Origin of the sequence: Streptococcus mitis, assembly GCF_946190335.1 — a bacterium.
In the GTDB taxonomy this organism is placed as follows: Bacteria; Bacillota; Bacilli; order Lactobacillales; family Streptococcaceae; genus Streptococcus; species Streptococcus mitis_CH.
Map to the genome: position 1 here is coordinate 440,051 of NZ_CAMHZN010000001.1, position 16,721 is coordinate 456,771.

Here is a 16,721-nt window from a genome sequence, read left to right on the forward strand (position 1 = left end):
TGAAAACGATTTAATTTCTAAAAAAAGAGCGTCCAAACTTGAAACATGTTATAATGGATAGGATTAGAACTTAGAAAGAATGAACAGATATATGAATACAGCTGATTTTGATTTCCACTTACCTGAGGAATTGATTGCCCAAACCCCTCTTGAAAAACGGGATGCCTCTAAACTCCTCATCGTCAATCGTGAGACGGGAGAAATGCAGGATAAACACTTCCACTCTATTATTGATATGCTGGAACCTGGTGATGCTCTTGTTATGAATGACACCCGTGTTCTTCCTGCCCGCCTCTATGGTCAAAAAGAGGAGACAGGAGGTCATGTGGAACTTCTCCTCCTCAAAAACACTGCTGGAGACGAGTGGGAAGTTCTGGCCAAACCTGCCAAACGCCTCAAGGTCGGGACTCGTGTTAGCTTTGGTGATGGTCGCCTCAGCGCTGTCGTTACAGAAGAATTGACCCACGGAGGCCGTATTGTCCGCTTTGAATACCAAGGAATTTTCCTAGAAGTTTTGGAAAGTCTAGGTGAAATGCCGCTACCTCCTTATATCCATGAAAAACTAGATGACCGCGAACGCTATCAAACTGTCTACGCCAAGGAAAGTGGCTCTGCCGCAGCACCTACTGCTGGTCTCCACTTCACCAAAGAACTGCTGGCAGAAATCCAAGCTAAGGGTGTTCATCTGGTCTATCTGACGCTTCATGTCGGACTCGGAACCTTTAGACCTGTTTCAGTTGACAATCTGGACGAACACGAAATGCACTCAGAATTCTATCAACTTTCTGAGGAAGCTGCTGCCACCCTTCGCTCTGTCAAGGAAAATGGTGGTCGTGTCATCGCTGTCGGAACCACTTCTATCCGCACATTGGAAACTATTGGTTCCAAGTTTGATGGGCAAATCCAAGCAGATTCTGGCTGGACCAATATCTTTATCAAACCTGGATACGAGTGGAAGGTCGTGGATGCCTTCTCAACCAACTTCCACCTTCCAAAATCAACTCTGGTCATGTTGGTTTCTGCCTTTGCCGGCCGTGAATTAGTCTTAGATGCCTATCACCATGCCATCCAAGAACACTACCGCTTCTTTAGTTTTGGCGATGCCATGTTTATCTACTAATTTTCACAATCAAAAAGCGCATATTATCAAGGTTTTATAAAGCCTGATAGTATGCGTTTTGTAATGGATAAAAAATGAGTTAATTTATTCTAAAGATCGGATCTTTCAAACTCTGAACACTGGCATTAATCACCGCACCGACAATTAAAATCTTAGCGATGAGAATAAACCAGAACATCATGACCACCACGACGACGGAACTGAAAAAACGGACGTCCACTAGGTGATTGACATAATTGTTGACATAGACTGAAAAGATATTGAGCAGTAAGACCAGAGTCAACAAGACAAAGGTACTACCTGGCAATACAGAGCGAATCCTTCGCACCTTAACATTGGGCAGGAAATAATAAAGCATGACCAGGATGGCAAAAATCAAGGCATAGACCAGGGGGCCTGTCAGGTCTTGCAGATAATCAAAGAGAGGATTATCTGATTTCCAGTAGCTTTTGATAAGGTTGAGAATCATGTGACCAAAGACACTCAGAAAGAGAGCTAAGGCAAATAGAATCTGCAAGCCAAAACTGACAAACAAACTCATGAGTTGATGAGAAATCATCCCACGATTTTTAGCTACTCCGTAAGCTTTATTAAAGGCTTTCTGTAGGAAATTCATGGATTTTGAAAAAGTCCAGAGGGCTGACAAAACCGCAAAACTCAATAAACCCGTTGAAGGTTGGGTCAGCACTTCTGTAATAATCTTTGCGACCACATCATAGACCGTATCTGGCAAAAATTCATTGACAACCTTTAAAAAATTAGAAACTGGAATCTGAAAATAAGGGAGGATATTAACCACCACCAAAAGCAGGGGAAAAATCGAAATCAACCAATAGTAGGCTACTGCGACACTGGTCAACTCACTATCTGATGCTTGATAATAATGCAAAAAAGCTTTTAATAAAGGCTTGTCTATCAGCTCTTTCCACCATTTCTTCATGTCACACTCCTTCACTTATAATCTTGATTAATTTCTTCTTACCAATTCCACCATATCATAAGGCAGGGTATTGGCAGCTTCCTTCAAGGAATAGTTCTCTAAGTTATTGACATTTTGTCGTAACTTCTTGGCATACTTGGTCGTAATCAATCGTTTTTCTTCGTATTCGAAAATCAACTTGCGCTCCAGATAATATCCTCTCAGCATTTCATCGATATTGTTGGGTTTGACACGATTGATAACCCGTTCGACAAAGGCACCACTGGTGATAATAGCTGTTTCTCGGAGACGAGAATCCTGCATGAAGCTGATCAAAGAACTCTTATAAACCCCTTTTAGGTTCTCCAAACTTTCGATAATCATCTCTGTATTTTCTAGATAGAGCTCTGCAATTTGGTCATAGTCAAGGGCTCTGAGTTTCTGTGATTCTTCATTTTTCCAACTGCGAAAAGTCTTGCCAAGAGTAAAGACTTCGTGAAGGAGAAAACGTAAAATCCGCAAGGAAACAAGGAAATAATAGGTCAAACGTGAAGCAAACTTGCGATTGATACTTTGTTCCATGTTTTTCAAATAACGTTGGTAAACCCGATAAGCACGCTCACTCATCTTGCCTTCTTCGTAAGCCTGTTCTAAACCATCACTTTCAATACTGAGGATGAGAAGTTTCAAGGCCTCCCAGTCTTCTTGAGCCCCCTTATTTTCTTGACTCAGGATGAGATTTTCAATACGTCCATGATAATTGTCAATGGCTGCATAGAGAGGGAGCTTATTTCTGGTATCTTCCAACTCTTTTTCCAACTCTATCGTTACTTCATTCAAAATGGCGATATGCATGAGATAGTCCTTGCTTTCTTCCTGTTCATCAGAAAGATGAGGCAAGACCAAGAGACCTGTTAAAAAGCTTACCAGCGTCACACCTGCGACAAGGAAAAGCAAGAGAGGATACTCCTGTTCTAGATTACTTGGTATCAGAAGGATCGTAGCAATCGACACCGTTCCCTTGACACCTGAGAAGGTCAAAAGAAGCATGTCCTTCATATACTTATTTAGCTTTTTCTTGAGACGTCTAGTCCTATAGGCATAATAGCCATAAATCATGACAAAACGAATAGCAAAGAGGACAAAGGTAAGGGCTATAAGAGATAGCAATAACAGTAAGGGATTATAGATTGGATTGGTCAAGATAGGCTCTGCTATCATTTCCAACTCCATCCCTAAAATCACAAAGACAGAACCGTTGAGCATAAAGTTCACTGTGTGCCAGACCGTCTCGGTTACCGTATCCACTTGGGCTTCGAGGAGCGTAATTTTCTTAAAACGGCTTGCCTTTAAAATACCAGCAACCACAACGGCAATAATCCCTGAAACATGGACTTCTTCTGCCAGGAAGAAGGTTACCAAGGGCAAACTCAATTCCAGAAGGAGCTCACTAGCAATATCCGTTGCTCTCACACTTAGCAAGAAGCTATGGAGGAAACGGTTGGTCATGGCTGTTAAAAAGCCAATCAAAAAACCGCCTAGGATTGAAAAGATGAGCGAACTACTCGCTTGCCCAAGGGAAAAGGCTCCAGTTGTCCAAGCTGTCAAAGCTACCTGAAAGGCAACCAAACCTGATGCATCATTCAAAAGTCCTTCACCCTTAAGGATATTGGACACACGCTTAGGAAAGCTAAACCGCTCCGAAAGAGAGGCAAAGGCCACCAAATCCGTAGGGCCAAGTGCCGCCCCAACAGCCAAGCAAGCCGCCAAGGGAAGACTGAGCCAAAGAAGATGGGCCAAGCCACCCAAACTCAGGGTCGAGATAAAAATCACTGGAAATATGAGATAAACAATGATTCGCCAGTGTTTTAAAATAGCCGTAATATCTGCTTCCTCCGACTCTCGGAAAAGCAAGGGCACGATAACCAGGGCCAAAAACAACTCTGTATTGAGATGAAAGTCGGTATTGGGTAAAAAGAGACCAATCACGATTCCCAAAAGAATCTGCACCAAAGGGAGAGGCAAAAAGGGCAGGAGCTTATTGGTGGTACTTGAGACAATCAAAACCAGTAAAAATAGGATTAGGTAAATCAGTAATTCCACGCACATCCTCCTTAATCTTTTTTACAACAGAATTCAAATATCTCCTTCTGCTCTTTGATTTTTTGGTCAATCTTGGAACAATCCTTGTGCTCAATTTTTCTCTGGCACCGTTCCATTTCAAGAGCAACTAATTTTTTCTTGATTTTAAGCATTTTTTTGCTCATATGCGCTTGGTCTAACACACCCACTGCTCGTTCGTGGTGGGTTGATTCAACAAAATTCTGGCGCATGGCATCCAGCTTTTCACGTAGATATTGTTTATCCATGTCTATATCTCTCTAATTTTTCAATCATTACTAAAAATGGTGGGTTGTTGACTTGGTTTAAAGTTCGGTAAATGGCAGCTGTGTACTCTTGTTGGTTCAACTGACTGACAAAATCCAAGACAGCATTCCTCTCGAGGTCGCCTCCTTCATGACCATAGTAGATCATGATAGCAATCCGTCCCCCTTTGACAAGCAAATGACACAGCTTTTCTAATGCTTCAATAGTTGTCTGAGGTCTGGTGATGACAGACTTATCAGCAGACGGCAAATAGCCCAGATTGAATATCCCTGCCTTGGCTTCTGTCACAAACTGGTCCAGTGTCTCATGACCTTGCAAGATTAACTGGGCATTTGTTATTCCAGCTTGGTTCAAACGCTCTTGCGTCTTTTCCAAGGCTTGTTCCTGAATATCAAAGGCATAGACTTGCTTGGCTAGCTTGGCTAAAAAAAGCGTGTCATGGCCATTTCCCATAGTCGCATCCACTACGATATCCTCTTTTGTAACTACTTCAGCCAAAAAATCATGTGCCATCTCAAGTGGTCTTTTCATTTTCAAACTCCTGTTTTACAGCCTTGCATCCTTGAACACTTCCACGACGTCGCATTTCCATCTCAATGCTGTTGAGAACTTCCCATTTATTGAGGCTCCACATAGGACCAATCAGCATATCTCTAGGTGCATCTCCTGTGATTCTATGGATGACAATATGCTTGGGAATGATCTCCAATTGGTCACAGATGACCTTGACATATTCGTCCTGGCTCATCAGTTGCAAACGTCCCTCGTGGTAATCCCGTTGCATACGTGTATTGGTCATCAGGTGAAGCAAGTGCAGTTTAATTCCTTGAATATCGTTATCCGTGACACAGCGGCGGACATTTTCAATCATCATCTCATGGGTTTCACCAGGCAAGCCATTGATCAAATGAGAAACAATCTCAATCTTGGGATACTTTCTCAAACGCTTGACCGTTTCCACGTACAATTCATAAGAATGGGCACGGTTAATCAGATCAGAGGTTGTTTCATAAGTGGTCTGCAAACCCAATTCAACCGTCACATGCATGCGCTCCGATAACTCAGCCAAATATTCAATGGTTTCATCTGGTAAACAGTCTGGCCGTGTTCCGATATTGATTCCTACTACACCTGGCTCATTGATAGCCTGCTCATAGCGCTCCCGGATGACTTCCACCTTTTCATGGGTGTTGGTAAAATTTTGAAAATAAACCAGATACTTCTGAACATCCGGCCACTTACGGTGCATAAAGTCAATTTCCTTATAAAATTGCTCACGGATAGGCGCGTCCGGTGCTACGATAGCATCTCCAGAACCTGAAACCGTACAAAAAGTACAGCCTCCATGTGCCACAGTCCCATCACGATTGGGACAGTCAAACCCCGCATCAATAGGGACTTTAAAGGTCTTTTCTCCAAATAGTTTTCGATAATAATCATTCAAGGTATTATAAGATTTCATAACTTTCATTATAACAAAAAACATCTACAATCTCAAAAACCTGACTTTCCTATAAATTCCTCTGTTTCTCGTTTCCTTTAGCGATTTTTTATGATACAATATGGGTATGATTTTAATGAAATTAGCATCTATTTTATTATTGATACTGACTTTAGTAGTCTGCATTATCATAACCAAACTTTTTAGATTAAAAAAACTAGGACGAAATTTTGCGGATTTGGCTTTTCCAGTCTTGGTATTTGAATATTACCTTATTACAGCTAAAACCTTTACTCATAATTTCCTCCCTAGACTAGGCCTAGCCCTCTCACTTCTAGCCATTATTCTCGTCTTTTTCTTCCTTCTGAAAAAACGCAGTTTTTACTATCCTAAATTCATCAAATTCTTCTGGCGCGCAGGATTCTTATTAACCCTTGTCATGTATATCGAGATGATTGTTGAATTGATGGCTCAGAAATAAAAAACTAAATCGAAAACACCTCAATCAAGCTAAAATACAATGATTGAAGTGTTTTTTCTTTATATCTTTTTTAATAATTCTTATTTTCCTTCTTTATCAGGAAAGAGATAACCAATACCTACACAAGCCAGCACACCTGCTCCAATTACCAAGCCACTTGAAATTGGTAAAAGGTCCAAAATTGCATTCGCAATAATAAAGGCTATAATCAAACACATCAGACTAGCCTTGTAGTCTTTTTTCAAAAGATTCTCTAGAGTGAAAAAGAGGAACAGCCCTACCGGAATCAATGACCAGAGGTTGACATTTAAACTTGGCCATCCAACAGAACCAAAATACACTACTGTCGCTGCTGCTACTAAAAATATAATCCCTAATAATTTTTTCATTTGTTTATCTCCAATTTCTTTTTTATGAACTTGAGTTATCTGATAGTGACGCCTCACGTCCCTTACAAAAATCATTATAGCAGAGGTTAATTTCAAGAACAAGCTCTTTTGTCTATCTGGTCTCTATCTCGGTCTAAATGGTTCAATAGTTAAAATGAAAGAAAAAGAAGCCCAGTAGAATGAGTTTCTTCACTTTGCCGATTGCAGGGTTTGAACCTGTGACCTAGGCTTTACGAGTGCCTTGCTCTACCAACTGAGCTAAATCGGCGATTACACTTACAGTATAGCACTCTGAGAATAGGTGTCAAGAAATTTTCATCTCTATTAAAAAAAGCCTGTCCTGAGACAAGGCTTTGATATTCTATTATTTACGAACCCGCACTTTCGTAGGCATCTAAGCCCCTATCCCAAAGTTTAAGGGAAATGACAAAGAAAACCAGAGAAATCAACATCAAACCTCCGATGTTAAAGATTACATCCTTGTCCTGCAAGAAATAGCTGGCAGGATAGTAGGCCGTAAAGGCAAAAGGTACAATAAAACTGATTAACCAACGAAGAAATGAATTATAAATTGAAATGGGATACTTGGCAAAATCATTAAACATATAGAAAATGTAAATCATTGCTCCTGACTGCTTGGTCCAAAAAGCGATGCTGGCTGTCGCGATTTTCAAGGAAGTATAAATCAAGGTCGCAAAAGGAATACAAACTAGGAAAAGCAGGAATTTTGGAAGAGTCCAAGCAATGCTAGATACCGTTGTCGCTAGTAGGATCCCACCAACCAAGAGTTCGCCCAAAGCATCAATCTGAAAGGTCTCAACTAGGATGTGAAAGAGAGGATTGATGGGACGAGTCAGATACTTGTCAAACTCCCCTTTTCGCACCAAACGTTGGCCCAGTGCCCAGAGATTATCAAAAAAGAGATGGTCCAAGCCCTTTGGAATCAAGGAAAAACCATAGATAAAGGCAATTTCTTGGAAGGACCAGCCTTCTAGGGATGGAATGTGTTGAAAGATGACATTGAGAAACAAGAGGTTCAATCCCTGAGTCAGAAAGACTCCTAACACGCCGACGACAAAATCGACCTTGTACTCCATGATTTGCTTGATGTATTGTCTGATAAAAATCAGATGCATGCGTTGATATTTTTTCATACTAACCTCCTTGAATGGTGATAAATGACTGGACTCGTTTCCAAATCAACTGAGACAAGCCCACCATCACTAAGAGCCAGAAAAACTGCAAAGCGAGCGCCTGAATCATCTGACTGGCATCGTATTTCCCAACGATAATCATGACCGGAGTGTAAATCAAGGATGAAAAAGGCAGGAAGGACAGAATATCTGAAACAACCTTTGGAAAGAAAGCCAAGGGAATCAAACTTCCAGACATAAAGGCCACTATGGAAGTCTTGAGTAGATTGGAACCCCAAAGATTTTTAAACACAAAGGCTGAAAAACCAAAACAGATATTAAAGAAAAAGTTAATCAGATAGGCCAGCGTTAAGCTAAAAAGATAAAGGACAGTTAATCCCAGCACTTCTACAATCCCTTGCCCAGATAAGATTTTCATCAAAAAAATGACACTTAAAAATGGCAGTCCAACAGAGATAAAAATCAACCACTTGGAACCAAGCTCCGTAAAGAGATAAGAGGCTGCAAAATGCACTGGTCTCAACAAGCGCATGATAATGGAACCATCCTTGACCTCCTCCCCAATCATAAAGGACGAATCTGACCTAGTCAGAAGATTTGTCACAAAACTCATGATGATGTAGAGGGTGATATCTGCCATACTGAAGCCCTGAATCAAAGACTCTTGCGAGGAATCAAAGACAGCCTTCCAGAGATAAAAGGCCACAAAAGCACCCATGACATCGCCAATCCGATAGAGAATGAAGTTAACTCGATAGGTGATCAATTCCTGAACACCTGCATTTATAAAGGGTTTATAACGTCTCCACAATTTGACCATCTTAGAGCTCCTTTCGATAGAAGCGGCGAATAATATCTTCAATATCCGTATCCATCATCTTCAAATCGCGGATTTCAAAATCAGATAGGGTTTGCTTGATAATATCAGCTGATTGGTAGCGAGAACTATCGAATTCAATGTTGAGGCTATTTCCTTGTCTATCAATAGTCATATCGGGCAGGCCTTCATAGTGAGAGACGAGATGACTTTGACCTGACACCAGTTCAAAGGAGAGCGTCTTCATCTTACCAAAGGTCTCCTTGAGTTGGCTCACCGTTCCATCAAAAATCTCTTGCCCCTTGTCAATCATAAAAATCCGATCACAAAGTTGCTCAATATCACTCAGATCGTGAGTGGTCAAGAGAATGGTTGTTTCTTCCTCCTGATTGATTTGGGTAATGGCGCGACGAATATTGTCCTTGACCGATACATCCAAACCAATGGTCGGCTCATCTAAAAAGAGAACCTTGGGATTGTGAAGCAAGGAAGCTGCAATGTCCGCCCGCATCCGTTGTCCCAATGAAAGAGTTCGCACGGGATCCTTGATAAATTCCTTCAAATCCAAGACTTCATTCAAAAAGTCCATACGCTTATGAAAAAGCGAGTCTGGCACATCGTAAATTTCTTTTAAGACCGTGTAGGTCTCTTGCAGGGCCAAATCCCACCATAGCTGGGTTCTTTGCCCAAAAACAACCCCAATATCCTTGACATAATCTTGGCGATTGTCCTGGGGAATTTTGCCATTAATCCGACAAAAACCAGATGTCGGTTTCAAAATCCCGGTCAGCATTTTAATGGTTGTCGACTTCCCAGCACCATTAGCCCCGATAAATCCTAAAATTTGTCCTTTTGGGACCTCAAAGGTCAAATCCTTGACCGCTTCAAAGGTCTGCTTTTCAGGATGAATAAAGGAGCGCAAAGCCCCCTTCAAGCCCGGTTCCTTAACAGTCTTCACAAAATTTTTCTGAAGATGTTCCACTTCTATCATTGCCATATCTATCTCCCTATGTAAGGAATAGCAACATTGTATTTTTGACTACAAATATTCTAAATCCTTACTTTCTACACCTTCTCAATATTATTACAGAAGTCTTTACACCAATCTATTATAGTCCAATAAAAACTAGAATGCAAGCGTTTGCTTAAAGTTTATGAAATTTGAGATTTCTCTCTTAAAGTGATATTTTTAGTCCAAAATTCTGATTTAATAGTCTCCTTAAAACACCAAAAAACCCACCCAATGGGTAGGTTTCATCTGTATTATTCAGCTAGATTAAGCTTTACCTTCTGAACCGAATACGTCGATACGTTCTTCAACTGATGCTTGGATAGCTTTTACACCGTCAGCCAAGAATTTACGTGGGTCGAAGAGTTTTTTCTTGTCGTATTCTGCTTCGTTTGCTTCGTAGTCACGAGCAAATTTACGAGTTGCGTTAGCGAATGCGATTTGGCATTCAGTGTTAACGTTAACTTTCGCAACACCAAGTTTGATAGCTGCTTGGATTTGCTCATCAGGAATACCTGATCCACCGTGCAATACGATTGGGAATCCTGGAACAGCTTCAGTCAATTTTTGCAAGTGATCAAGGTGAAGACCTTTCCAGTTTGCTGGGTAAGGACCGTGGATGTTACCGATACCAGCTGCCAAGAAGTCGATACCAGTTTCAACCATTGCTTTAGCGTCTTCGATTGGAGCCAATTCACCATCACCGATGATTCCGTCTTCTTCACCACCGATAGTACCAACTTCAGCTTCCACTGATACACCATTTGCATGAGCAAATTCTACAACTTTACGAGCTTTATCAAGGTTTTCTTCAACTGGAAGGTGTGAACCGTCAAACATAACTGAAGTATAACCAACTCGGATACACTCAAGTGCATCTTCGTAGTGACCGTGGTCAAGGTGGATAGCTACTGGTACAGTGATACCCATTGATTCAACAAGGTTAGCGATCAAGTTGCGAGCAACTTTGTAACCACCCATGTATTTAGCAGCACCCATTGAAGTTTGGATCAAAACTGGAGCTTTTTTAGCTTCTGCTGCGCGCAAGATAGCTTGAGTCCACTCAAGGTTGTTTGTGTTAAATCCACCAACTGCATAACCGTTGTCACGAGCTGCTTGGACAAATTTTTCTGCTGAAACGATTGCCATTTTATCAGGCCTCCTGTATATTTTTATGGGTCATCCCATTTACATTGTTCATTTTATCACTTTTTGACAAAAAAATCTAGTTTTTCCCGCAGTTTCGATTGAATTTCTTCTAGCTTCATCTATGTAAACCCTTTCTCTCCCTAGTCTTAGGCGATTCTTGGAAAAGCTATGAAGAAGGTCAAACGATTCTCCTTCATCTCAAAACGATAAGGTAATTTTTCATGTTCCAATAGACTCTTGACCACAAAGAGCCCCATCCCAGACCCTTTGGCCTTGCGACTAGCATTACTAGAAAAAGACTGGGCCAGTTTTTCTTGTTCTTCAGGACTACAGCTATTCTCGATAAAGAGTTCTCCTTCTCTCTCTCCAATACGAACCAAACCACCTGGAACAGAGTGCTTGATAGCATTACTGATGAGGTTAGAAAGAATCAACTTCATAACTGATGGGTTTAGATAAGCCTGATGATGGTTCAAACCATTTTCAATTTGAAGTTCTCTTTCCTTGGCTAGTAAAGCATAATCTTGAACTAGACTTTGCGTTATCTTGAGGAGGTCAATTGTTTCCCTATCATCTCGTAATTCCTGCACAGAAGAAAGGGAAAGTATCTGCAGAACGTGGTGATTGAGCTCATCCACAATTCCTAAGGCTACTCCCAGATAGCGGTCTCTATCCTTATAACGACCGATATTTTCTTTCATGTTTTCGATCAGGATTTTCAAACTAGCCAGAGGAGTTTTCAATTCATGGGAAGCACCACGTAGGAACTCAACCTTCATCTTTTCCAGCTGGAGAATAGCTTCATTCTTGTCATGCAAGTCCGCAATGACAGTCAAAAGATGCTGGTAGAGGCTATTGATTTGTTCCTTGAGATCACCAATCTCATCCCTAGAATCCACGCGCAATCGCACTTGGGCATCTAGTTCCATCATCCGACGGGTCACTCGCTTGATTTCCAATATCGGAGCAACAATGGTCCGAGCATAGATATAGGCCACCAAGAGGGAAATCAGAAAGGATGCCAACAAGGTATAGGGAAGAAACTGGAGACTGATTTGCTCTGCTTCCTTTTGCAAGTCCATGGAAGCTAGAAACTGGAGAGTCATGGTACCACCGTCCTGCGTTGTCACCTCGCGCTCCTCGATAAAAAGAGAGGTTGTCTGGCGGTCTGTATCCAGAGGAAGACTGTCCTTGACTTCTAACTTATCCTCGGTCATCTCGCCCTTAACGGCCCCCTTGATATCACTAGTCTGGGAATACAAGTCTAACACTTGCTCGATGCTCTGCCTATCCTTACCTTCTAGGGACTGGGCAATGGCTGTCGCTTTCTGACCAATGGTTTCCTGACGATGACTCAGATAAGTCGAGGGAAATAGAAAATAAATAGCCAAATGAAGGCAAATAACCAGAACACTAAAAATCGAGAAGGTATAGGTAAATATCTTTGTAAATAAACCTGTCCGTTTCATTTTCGCTCCAATTTATAACCAACATTGCGCACAGTGAGGATACAATCCAAGTCTAGCTTTTTCCGCAGTTCCTTGATATAAACATCAATGACACGGTCAAAGGGAACCTCATCTGTCGCTTTCCAGACGGCATCGATTATCTGAGATCGAGTCAAGGCTCTTCCTTCATTTTTTACCAGATAGTCCAGAATTTCCAACTCTTTGGCATTAATGGCTACTTCTTGACCTGCAAGGCTGGCACTGTAGCTCTCAAAATCCACCTTGGCATCCTTATAGGAGAAGACTCGTCCCATATCATAATAGCGCTTGAAAATCGCGTCCACCCTCACTTTTAAGAGGGAGAGGGAGAAGGGCTTTTCCAGATAGCCATCTGCTAGCGAAGCAAAGGCACTCATCTTGTATTCTTCATCCTGAAAGGCGGTCAGCATCAAGACAGGAACCTGACTGGTTTTACGAATCTCAGCTAGGACTTCTAAGCCATTGAGCTTTGGCATCTGGATATCCAGTAAAACCAAGGCTACTTCATAGCTGGAAAATTGCTCTAAGGCTTCTTGTCCGTTCGCCGCCTCAATGGTTTCATAACCACAATCCGTCAAATAGTCACTGATACCCTCACGGATCATCTCTTCATCTTCTACAATTAAAATTTTCATACTTTAACTGCTCTCTATTTTTTATTTTTCTTATACTCAATGAAAATCAAAAAGCAAACTAGGAAGCTAGCCGCAGGTTGCTCAAAGCACTGCTTTGAGGTTGTAGATAGAACTGACAAAGTCAGTAACATATATACGGTAAGGCGACGCTGACGTGGTTTGAAGAGATTTTCGAAGAGTATTAGAATAAATACCTACTCTATTTTCTATTATAGCCTCTTACTGGTCTTTTGTCTTTAATCAACTGACCACTAGATAAAACAAAGAGAGCCTATCGCTCTCTCTGCTTGCATTTCACTCTCTATAGAATGAAAATTATTTAGCTGCTTTTGAAAATGTTACAACGTAATTATAATCTTTCCCATTAGATTGATAGACATAGTCCTCTTTGAAAGTATAGCCGCGTTTGCTCAACTCTTCTTTCTTAGCTTCAACTTGGCTCTTGACAGCTGCTTTAACCTGTTCATTTGATAAACCTTCCGAAATTTCAAGAGAAGTTCCATTGATATCTCCTAGGAAACCTGCAATATCTTTCATTTTATCAAAGTTATAAAATACATTTACTTTGACCTTTTGAGGAGCTGGCTGTTCTAGACTTCTACGATTTCTGCTAGCACGTGGTTGAACTGCTGGAGCCATTCTGAAACCTGAAGTTCCTGTAGTCTCCTTAGTGAATGTAACAACGTAGTTATAATTTTTCACAGTAGTATCTTGTTCAAAAATAATGTCATTTTTCACATAATACCCTCTAGCAGCTAGGTCTTTTATCTTGGCTTGAATTTTTTCTTTTACTAGCTCTTTTGCCTGTGCTTCACTCGTTCCTGCAGGAATTGTGACAGTGTTATTTTCTCCCGGATCAGATAGGAAGCCATGAATATCTGGCATTCCAGCGAAGTTATAGCTAATATTTACAGTTCCATCTGGTTCTGATGTTGAACGTGCCACTCTTCTTGCTCTTGCTTGAACCGATGGGGCATTTCTAAAACTTGAAGCCCCTTCTGAAGTTGAAGAAGGTTGTGTTGGAGCTTCACCTGATCCATGTCCTATCGCTGTGCTTCCATTGTCAATAGTAGTACCTTCATTACGACCATTTGTTAAATTATCTTTATTGTAGTTTGGTGCTGGTAATTCTTCACCTGGAACATCAATTTCATCAATTTTACTTTGATACTCATCCGCAACAGCTACAGCAGCATCGTGATCTTTAGCATTATTTATTGCTTCTAATGCTTCTTCTTTTAATTCATTTAATTTTTCTTTTAATTTTGTTTTTTCTGCTTCATCTTTAACTTTTTCAATTTCACTATGTTTTGAAGCTGCAATTTTTTCAATAATTTCTTTTCCATCTTTTTTTGATTCCTCAAGTTTTTCATCTTTAGGTGCTACTTCTTCAGACGGAGTATCTTCTTTGGGTGCCGGAGCCGGATTTGATGTTTCATCCTTTGAATCTACTGGATTTGATGTATCTCCAGTTTGATTAGTTGGTAGTTTATCCTCTTTGGGTGTTGTTACTTCTGGTTTTGAAGCTGGAGTTTCAGGTTGTTCTGTAGTCCCTGTGTTTGAAGTAGTACCATCTGTTACCGGACTTGATGTTGCTGCATTCCCTGAATCATTTGTAGCTTCCGCAGATGGAGTATTAGAAGGTTCTGACGTTGTTTCAGATTTACCTGATTCTCCAGCTGGCTGTTCAGTGAAATTGGGCTCGCCTGAAGCGTCCAGTGACGAAGTTGAGTCACCTGTAGGAGTTTCAGATGGTGTTCCTGACTCGTCTGAATGATTGCCTGTTGATGGAGATTCAACTGAAGAACCTGATTCATCGTCTTTCGGTGCTGATGCCGCTGATTCTTCTGCTTTTGGCGCTGGTCCCACTGGCTCATCTGCTTTTGGTGCTGGTGGTGCAGGTTCTTCCACTTTTGGTGCTGGAGTCGATGGCTCCTCTACTTTTGGTGATGGAGTCGATGGTTCTTCCACTTTTGGTGATGGAGTCGATGGCTCCTCTACTTTTGGTGATGGAGTCGATGGTTCTTCCACTTTTGGCGCTGGAGTCGATGGCTCCTCCACTTTTGGTGATGAAGTCGATGGTTCTTCTGCTTTTGGCGCTGGAGTCGATGGCTCCTCTACTTTTGGCGCTGGAGTCGATGGTTCTTCTGCTTTTGGCGCTGGAGTCGATGGTTCTTCCACTTTTGGCGTTGTTGCCACTGGCTCTTTTGTTTTTGGCTCAGTTGCTGCTGGTTCTTCTGCTTTTGGTGCTGAAGACGCTGGCTCCTCTACTTTTGGCGCTGGAGTCGATGGTTCTTCTGCTTTTGGCATTGGAGTCGATGGCGCTTCTACTTTCGGTGCCGGAGTCACTGGTACCTCTGCTTTTGGTGCTGGAGTCGATGGCGCTTCTGCTTTCGGTGCTGGAGTCGATGGTGCCTCTGCTTTCGGTGCTGGAGTTGCTGGTGCCTCTGCTTTTGGTGCTGGAGTTGCTGGCTCTTCTGTTTTCGGTGCTGGAGTCGATGGTAACTCTGCTTTTGGTGCTGAAGTCGATGGTCCTTCTGCTTTTGGCATTGGAGACGCTGGTGCCTCTGCTTTCGGTGCTGGAGTCGATGGTTCTTCTGCTTTTGGCATTGGAGTCGATGGCGCTTCTACTTTCGGTGCCGGAGTCACTGGTACCTCTGCTTTTGGCGCTGGCGCTTCAGAACTTGGATTTGAAGCTACAGGTTGATTTGTAGTTCCTATATTTGAAGGGGCCTTGTCTGCTGCTGGACTTGATTCAGTTGAGTTTCCTGACCCATTTGTAGTATATGCAGATGGAGCATTTAAAGTTTCTGACCTTGTTTCTGCTTTTGACGCTACTGGAGCTTCTGTTTCTTCCTTAACTTCTGGGCTTGTCTCTGCTGGTGCTTCTGAGGCAAGTTCTTCACCCGATTCTTCCGCTCTTTCCACTACTGGAGCTGATACAGGCTGATAGACTGGGCTATAGTTCACAGCCATTTTTTCAACTTTCTCAGTGACATCTGTTAATTCAAAAGTAACAGCTTTTGTCTCTTGATCTTTCTTGAGCAAGACTTCGTAAGTGCGAACTTCGCCACTTGCACCACTTTCCTTGATGACAATCTTGTGTTTTGTGACTGTATCTGAAATCGTTTCAGCTTCAGTAAAGTACAATTCATTGTGCGGTAAGAATAAATTCTTGCCTGAAGTTTGATTCATTTCTTGGAGTACATCTACAGGGATATTACTTGCTTCGCTGATAACACTTAATGTGTCCCCCCACTTAATAACATACTTAAATAAATCACCTTCTTTTTGAATATCAGCCTTTACTTCTGCAACTGTTCTGGCTACCCAGACACCATCTTGTTCACTGGCTGACACAGTTGGAGCTAAAAAGCCCAGCCCCAATAAAATCACACCTGTCGCAACAATTGCACCAGTTCTTAATTTTCTAAAGCCACGGAGAGATAATGTTCCTCTAACATTTGTTTGTCTCATAATGTTTATTTTTCCTCACTAATCTATATTTTCCAAAGTAGACCCTTCCTAGGTCTACTAGTCTATGTTTACAATATGGATAGGCTTCTACAGATTTATCTATCTATTTTCAAGATAAGGTTTCTATATATTTTTATGCACAATCCCATATATAAGTTGTGAAATCCCTTTCTAATAAATTCAATAGCTTTAGTATATCATATTCAAGTACTAAAGTACAAAGAAAGCAACTGAAAGCAATGATTTTCACCACTG

The 16,721-nt window shown here is 41.5% G+C and carries 15 protein-coding genes and 1 tRNA gene; 2 read left to right on the top strand and 14 right to left on the bottom strand.

The features are described 5' to 3' along the window. The first annotated feature begins 91 nt into the window (after positions 1-91). Positions 92-1,120, top strand: a complete 1,029-nt coding sequence (gene queA, locus N8O43_RS02300) for a tRNA preQ1(34) S-adenosylmethionine ribosyltransferase-isomerase QueA (protein ID WP_001090137.1) — start codon at positions 92-94, stop codon at positions 1,118-1,120. Positions 1,121-1,199: 79 nt separating this feature from the next. On the opposite strand, the gene N8O43_RS02305 is transcribed toward queA, so the two are convergent. From N8O43_RS02305 to mnmL, 5 genes are read right to left on the bottom strand one after another with little or no spacing between them, the layout of a single operon-like run. Next, positions 1,200-2,060 carry a YihY/virulence factor BrkB family protein gene (locus N8O43_RS02305; protein ID WP_261089292.1) on the bottom strand — a complete coding sequence of 287 codons (861 nt, stop codon included), beginning with the start codon at positions 2,058-2,060 and terminating at the stop codon, positions 1,200-1,202. Between the two features lie 27 nt (positions 2,061-2,087). Beyond that, positions 2,088-4,142, bottom strand: a complete 2,055-nt coding sequence (locus N8O43_RS02310; RefSeq protein ID WP_261089293.1) for a cation:proton antiporter — start codon at positions 4,140-4,142, stop codon at positions 2,088-2,090. A gap of 11 nt (positions 4,143-4,153) precedes the next feature. Beyond that, on the bottom strand, positions 4,154-4,408 hold the full coding sequence (locus tag N8O43_RS02315) for a hypothetical protein (protein ID WP_000361084.1): 255 nt from the start codon (positions 4,406-4,408) through the stop codon (positions 4,154-4,156). Beyond that, complete coding sequence (mnmM, locus tag N8O43_RS02320; RefSeq protein WP_261089296.1) at positions 4,401-4,958, bottom strand: tRNA 5-(aminomethyl)-2-thiouridylate-methyltransferase MnmM; 558 nt, start codon at positions 4,956-4,958, stop codon at positions 4,401-4,403. The genes N8O43_RS02315 and mnmM overlap by 8 nt, the downstream gene beginning before the upstream one ends. After that, complete coding sequence (gene mnmL / locus N8O43_RS02325) at positions 4,942-5,898, bottom strand: tRNA modification radical SAM protein MnmL/YtqA (protein ID WP_023946280.1); 957 nt, start codon at positions 5,896-5,898, stop codon at positions 4,942-4,944. Before mnmL ends, mnmM begins: the two co-directional genes overlap by 17 nt. Before the next feature lie 91 nt (positions 5,899-5,989). Between mnmL and N8O43_RS02330 the strand changes: the two genes are divergently transcribed. After that, positions 5,990-6,349: a DUF3397 family protein gene (locus N8O43_RS02330; protein WP_004242853.1), complete on the top strand. Its 360-nt coding sequence runs from the start codon at positions 5,990-5,992 to the stop codon at positions 6,347-6,349. 80 nt (positions 6,350-6,429) lie between these two features. Here the strand turns inward: N8O43_RS02330 and N8O43_RS02335 are convergent, their stop codons facing one another. From N8O43_RS02335 to N8O43_RS02375, 9 genes are all read right to left on the bottom strand, one after another. Next, entirely contained in the window at positions 6,430-6,738 is a 309-nt protein-coding gene (locus tag N8O43_RS02335; RefSeq protein WP_060628602.1) for a hypothetical protein, read from the bottom strand. A gap of 195 nt (positions 6,739-6,933) precedes the next feature. Continuing rightward, a tRNA-Thr gene (locus tag N8O43_RS02340) sits at positions 6,934-7,006 on the bottom strand. Between the two features lie 100 nt (positions 7,007-7,106). After that, positions 7,107-7,892 carry an ABC transporter permease gene (locus N8O43_RS02345; protein ID WP_049502195.1) on the bottom strand — a complete coding sequence of 262 codons (786 nt, stop codon included), beginning with the start codon at positions 7,890-7,892 and terminating at the stop codon, positions 7,107-7,109. Position 7,893: 1 nt separating this feature from the next. After that, on the bottom strand, positions 7,894-8,712 hold the full coding sequence (locus N8O43_RS02350) for an ABC transporter permease (protein WP_020903159.1): 819 nt from the start codon (positions 8,710-8,712) through the stop codon (positions 7,894-7,896). Between the two features lies 1 nt (position 8,713). Further along, positions 8,714-9,706, bottom strand: coding sequence for an ABC transporter ATP-binding protein (locus tag N8O43_RS02355; protein WP_261089297.1), 993 nt, complete (start codon positions 9,704-9,706; stop codon positions 8,714-8,716). A 279-nt stretch (positions 9,707-9,985) separates the two neighbouring features. Next, complete coding sequence (locus tag N8O43_RS02360) at positions 9,986-10,867, bottom strand: class II fructose-bisphosphate aldolase (RefSeq protein ID WP_020903157.1); 882 nt, start codon at positions 10,865-10,867, stop codon at positions 9,986-9,988. 146 nt (positions 10,868-11,013) lie between these two features. Further along, the gene (gene vncS / locus N8O43_RS02365) at positions 11,014-12,336 is read right to left on the bottom strand and encodes a sensor histidine kinase VncS (protein WP_261089298.1); all 1,323 of its coding nucleotides are present in this window, start codon (positions 12,334-12,336) and stop codon (positions 11,014-11,016) included. After that, entirely contained in the window at positions 12,333-12,989 is a 657-nt protein-coding gene (vncR, locus tag N8O43_RS02370) for a response regulator transcription factor VncR (RefSeq protein ID WP_261089299.1), read from the bottom strand. Before vncR ends, vncS begins: the two co-directional genes overlap by 4 nt. 315 nt (positions 12,990-13,304) lie before the next feature. Further along, positions 13,305-16,466: a hypothetical protein gene (locus tag N8O43_RS02375; protein WP_261089300.1), complete on the bottom strand. Its 3,162-nt coding sequence runs from the start codon at positions 16,464-16,466 to the stop codon at positions 13,305-13,307. Positions 16,467-16,721: the final 255 nt, after the last annotated feature.

Coding starts and splice junctions, on each gene's coding strand:
- queA (WP_001090137.1), top strand. CDS start 92: ATGAATACAGCTGATTTTGATTTCCACTTACCTGAGGAATTGATTGCC.
- N8O43_RS02305 (WP_261089292.1), bottom strand. CDS start 2,060: ATGAAGAAATGGTGGAAAGAGCTGATAGACAAGCCTTTATTAAAAGCT.
- N8O43_RS02315 (WP_000361084.1), bottom strand. CDS start 4,408: ATGGATAAACAATATCTACGTGAAAAGCTGGATGCCATGCGCCAGAAT.
- mnmM (WP_261089296.1), bottom strand. CDS start 4,958: ATGAAAAGACCACTTGAGATGGCACATGATTTTTTGGCTGAAGTAGTT.
- mnmL (WP_023946280.1), bottom strand. CDS start 5,898: ATGAAAGTTATGAAATCTTATAATACCTTGAATGATTATTATCGAAAA.
- N8O43_RS02330 (WP_004242853.1), top strand. CDS start 5,990: ATGGGTATGATTTTAATGAAATTAGCATCTATTTTATTATTGATACTG.
- N8O43_RS02335 (WP_060628602.1), bottom strand. CDS start 6,738: ATGAAAAAATTATTAGGGATTATATTTTTAGTAGCAGCAGCGACAGTA.
- N8O43_RS02345 (WP_049502195.1), bottom strand. CDS start 7,892: ATGAAAAAATATCAACGCATGCATCTGATTTTTATCAGACAATACATC.
- N8O43_RS02350 (WP_020903159.1), bottom strand. CDS start 8,712: ATGGTCAAATTGTGGAGACGTTATAAACCCTTTATAAATGCAGGTGTT.
- N8O43_RS02355 (WP_261089297.1), bottom strand. CDS start 9,706: ATGGCAATGATAGAAGTGGAACATCTTCAGAAAAATTTTGTGAAGACT.
- N8O43_RS02360 (WP_020903157.1), bottom strand. CDS start 10,867: ATGGCAATCGTTTCAGCAGAAAAATTTGTCCAAGCAGCTCGTGACAAC.
- vncS (WP_261089298.1), bottom strand. CDS start 12,336: ATGAAACGGACAGGTTTATTTACAAAGATATTTACCTATACCTTCTCG.
- vncR (WP_261089299.1), bottom strand. CDS start 12,989: ATGAAAATTTTAATTGTAGAAGATGAAGAGATGATCCGTGAGGGTATC.
- N8O43_RS02375 (WP_261089300.1), bottom strand. CDS start 16,466: ATGAGACAAACAAATGTTAGAGGAACATTATCTCTCCGTGGCTTTAGA.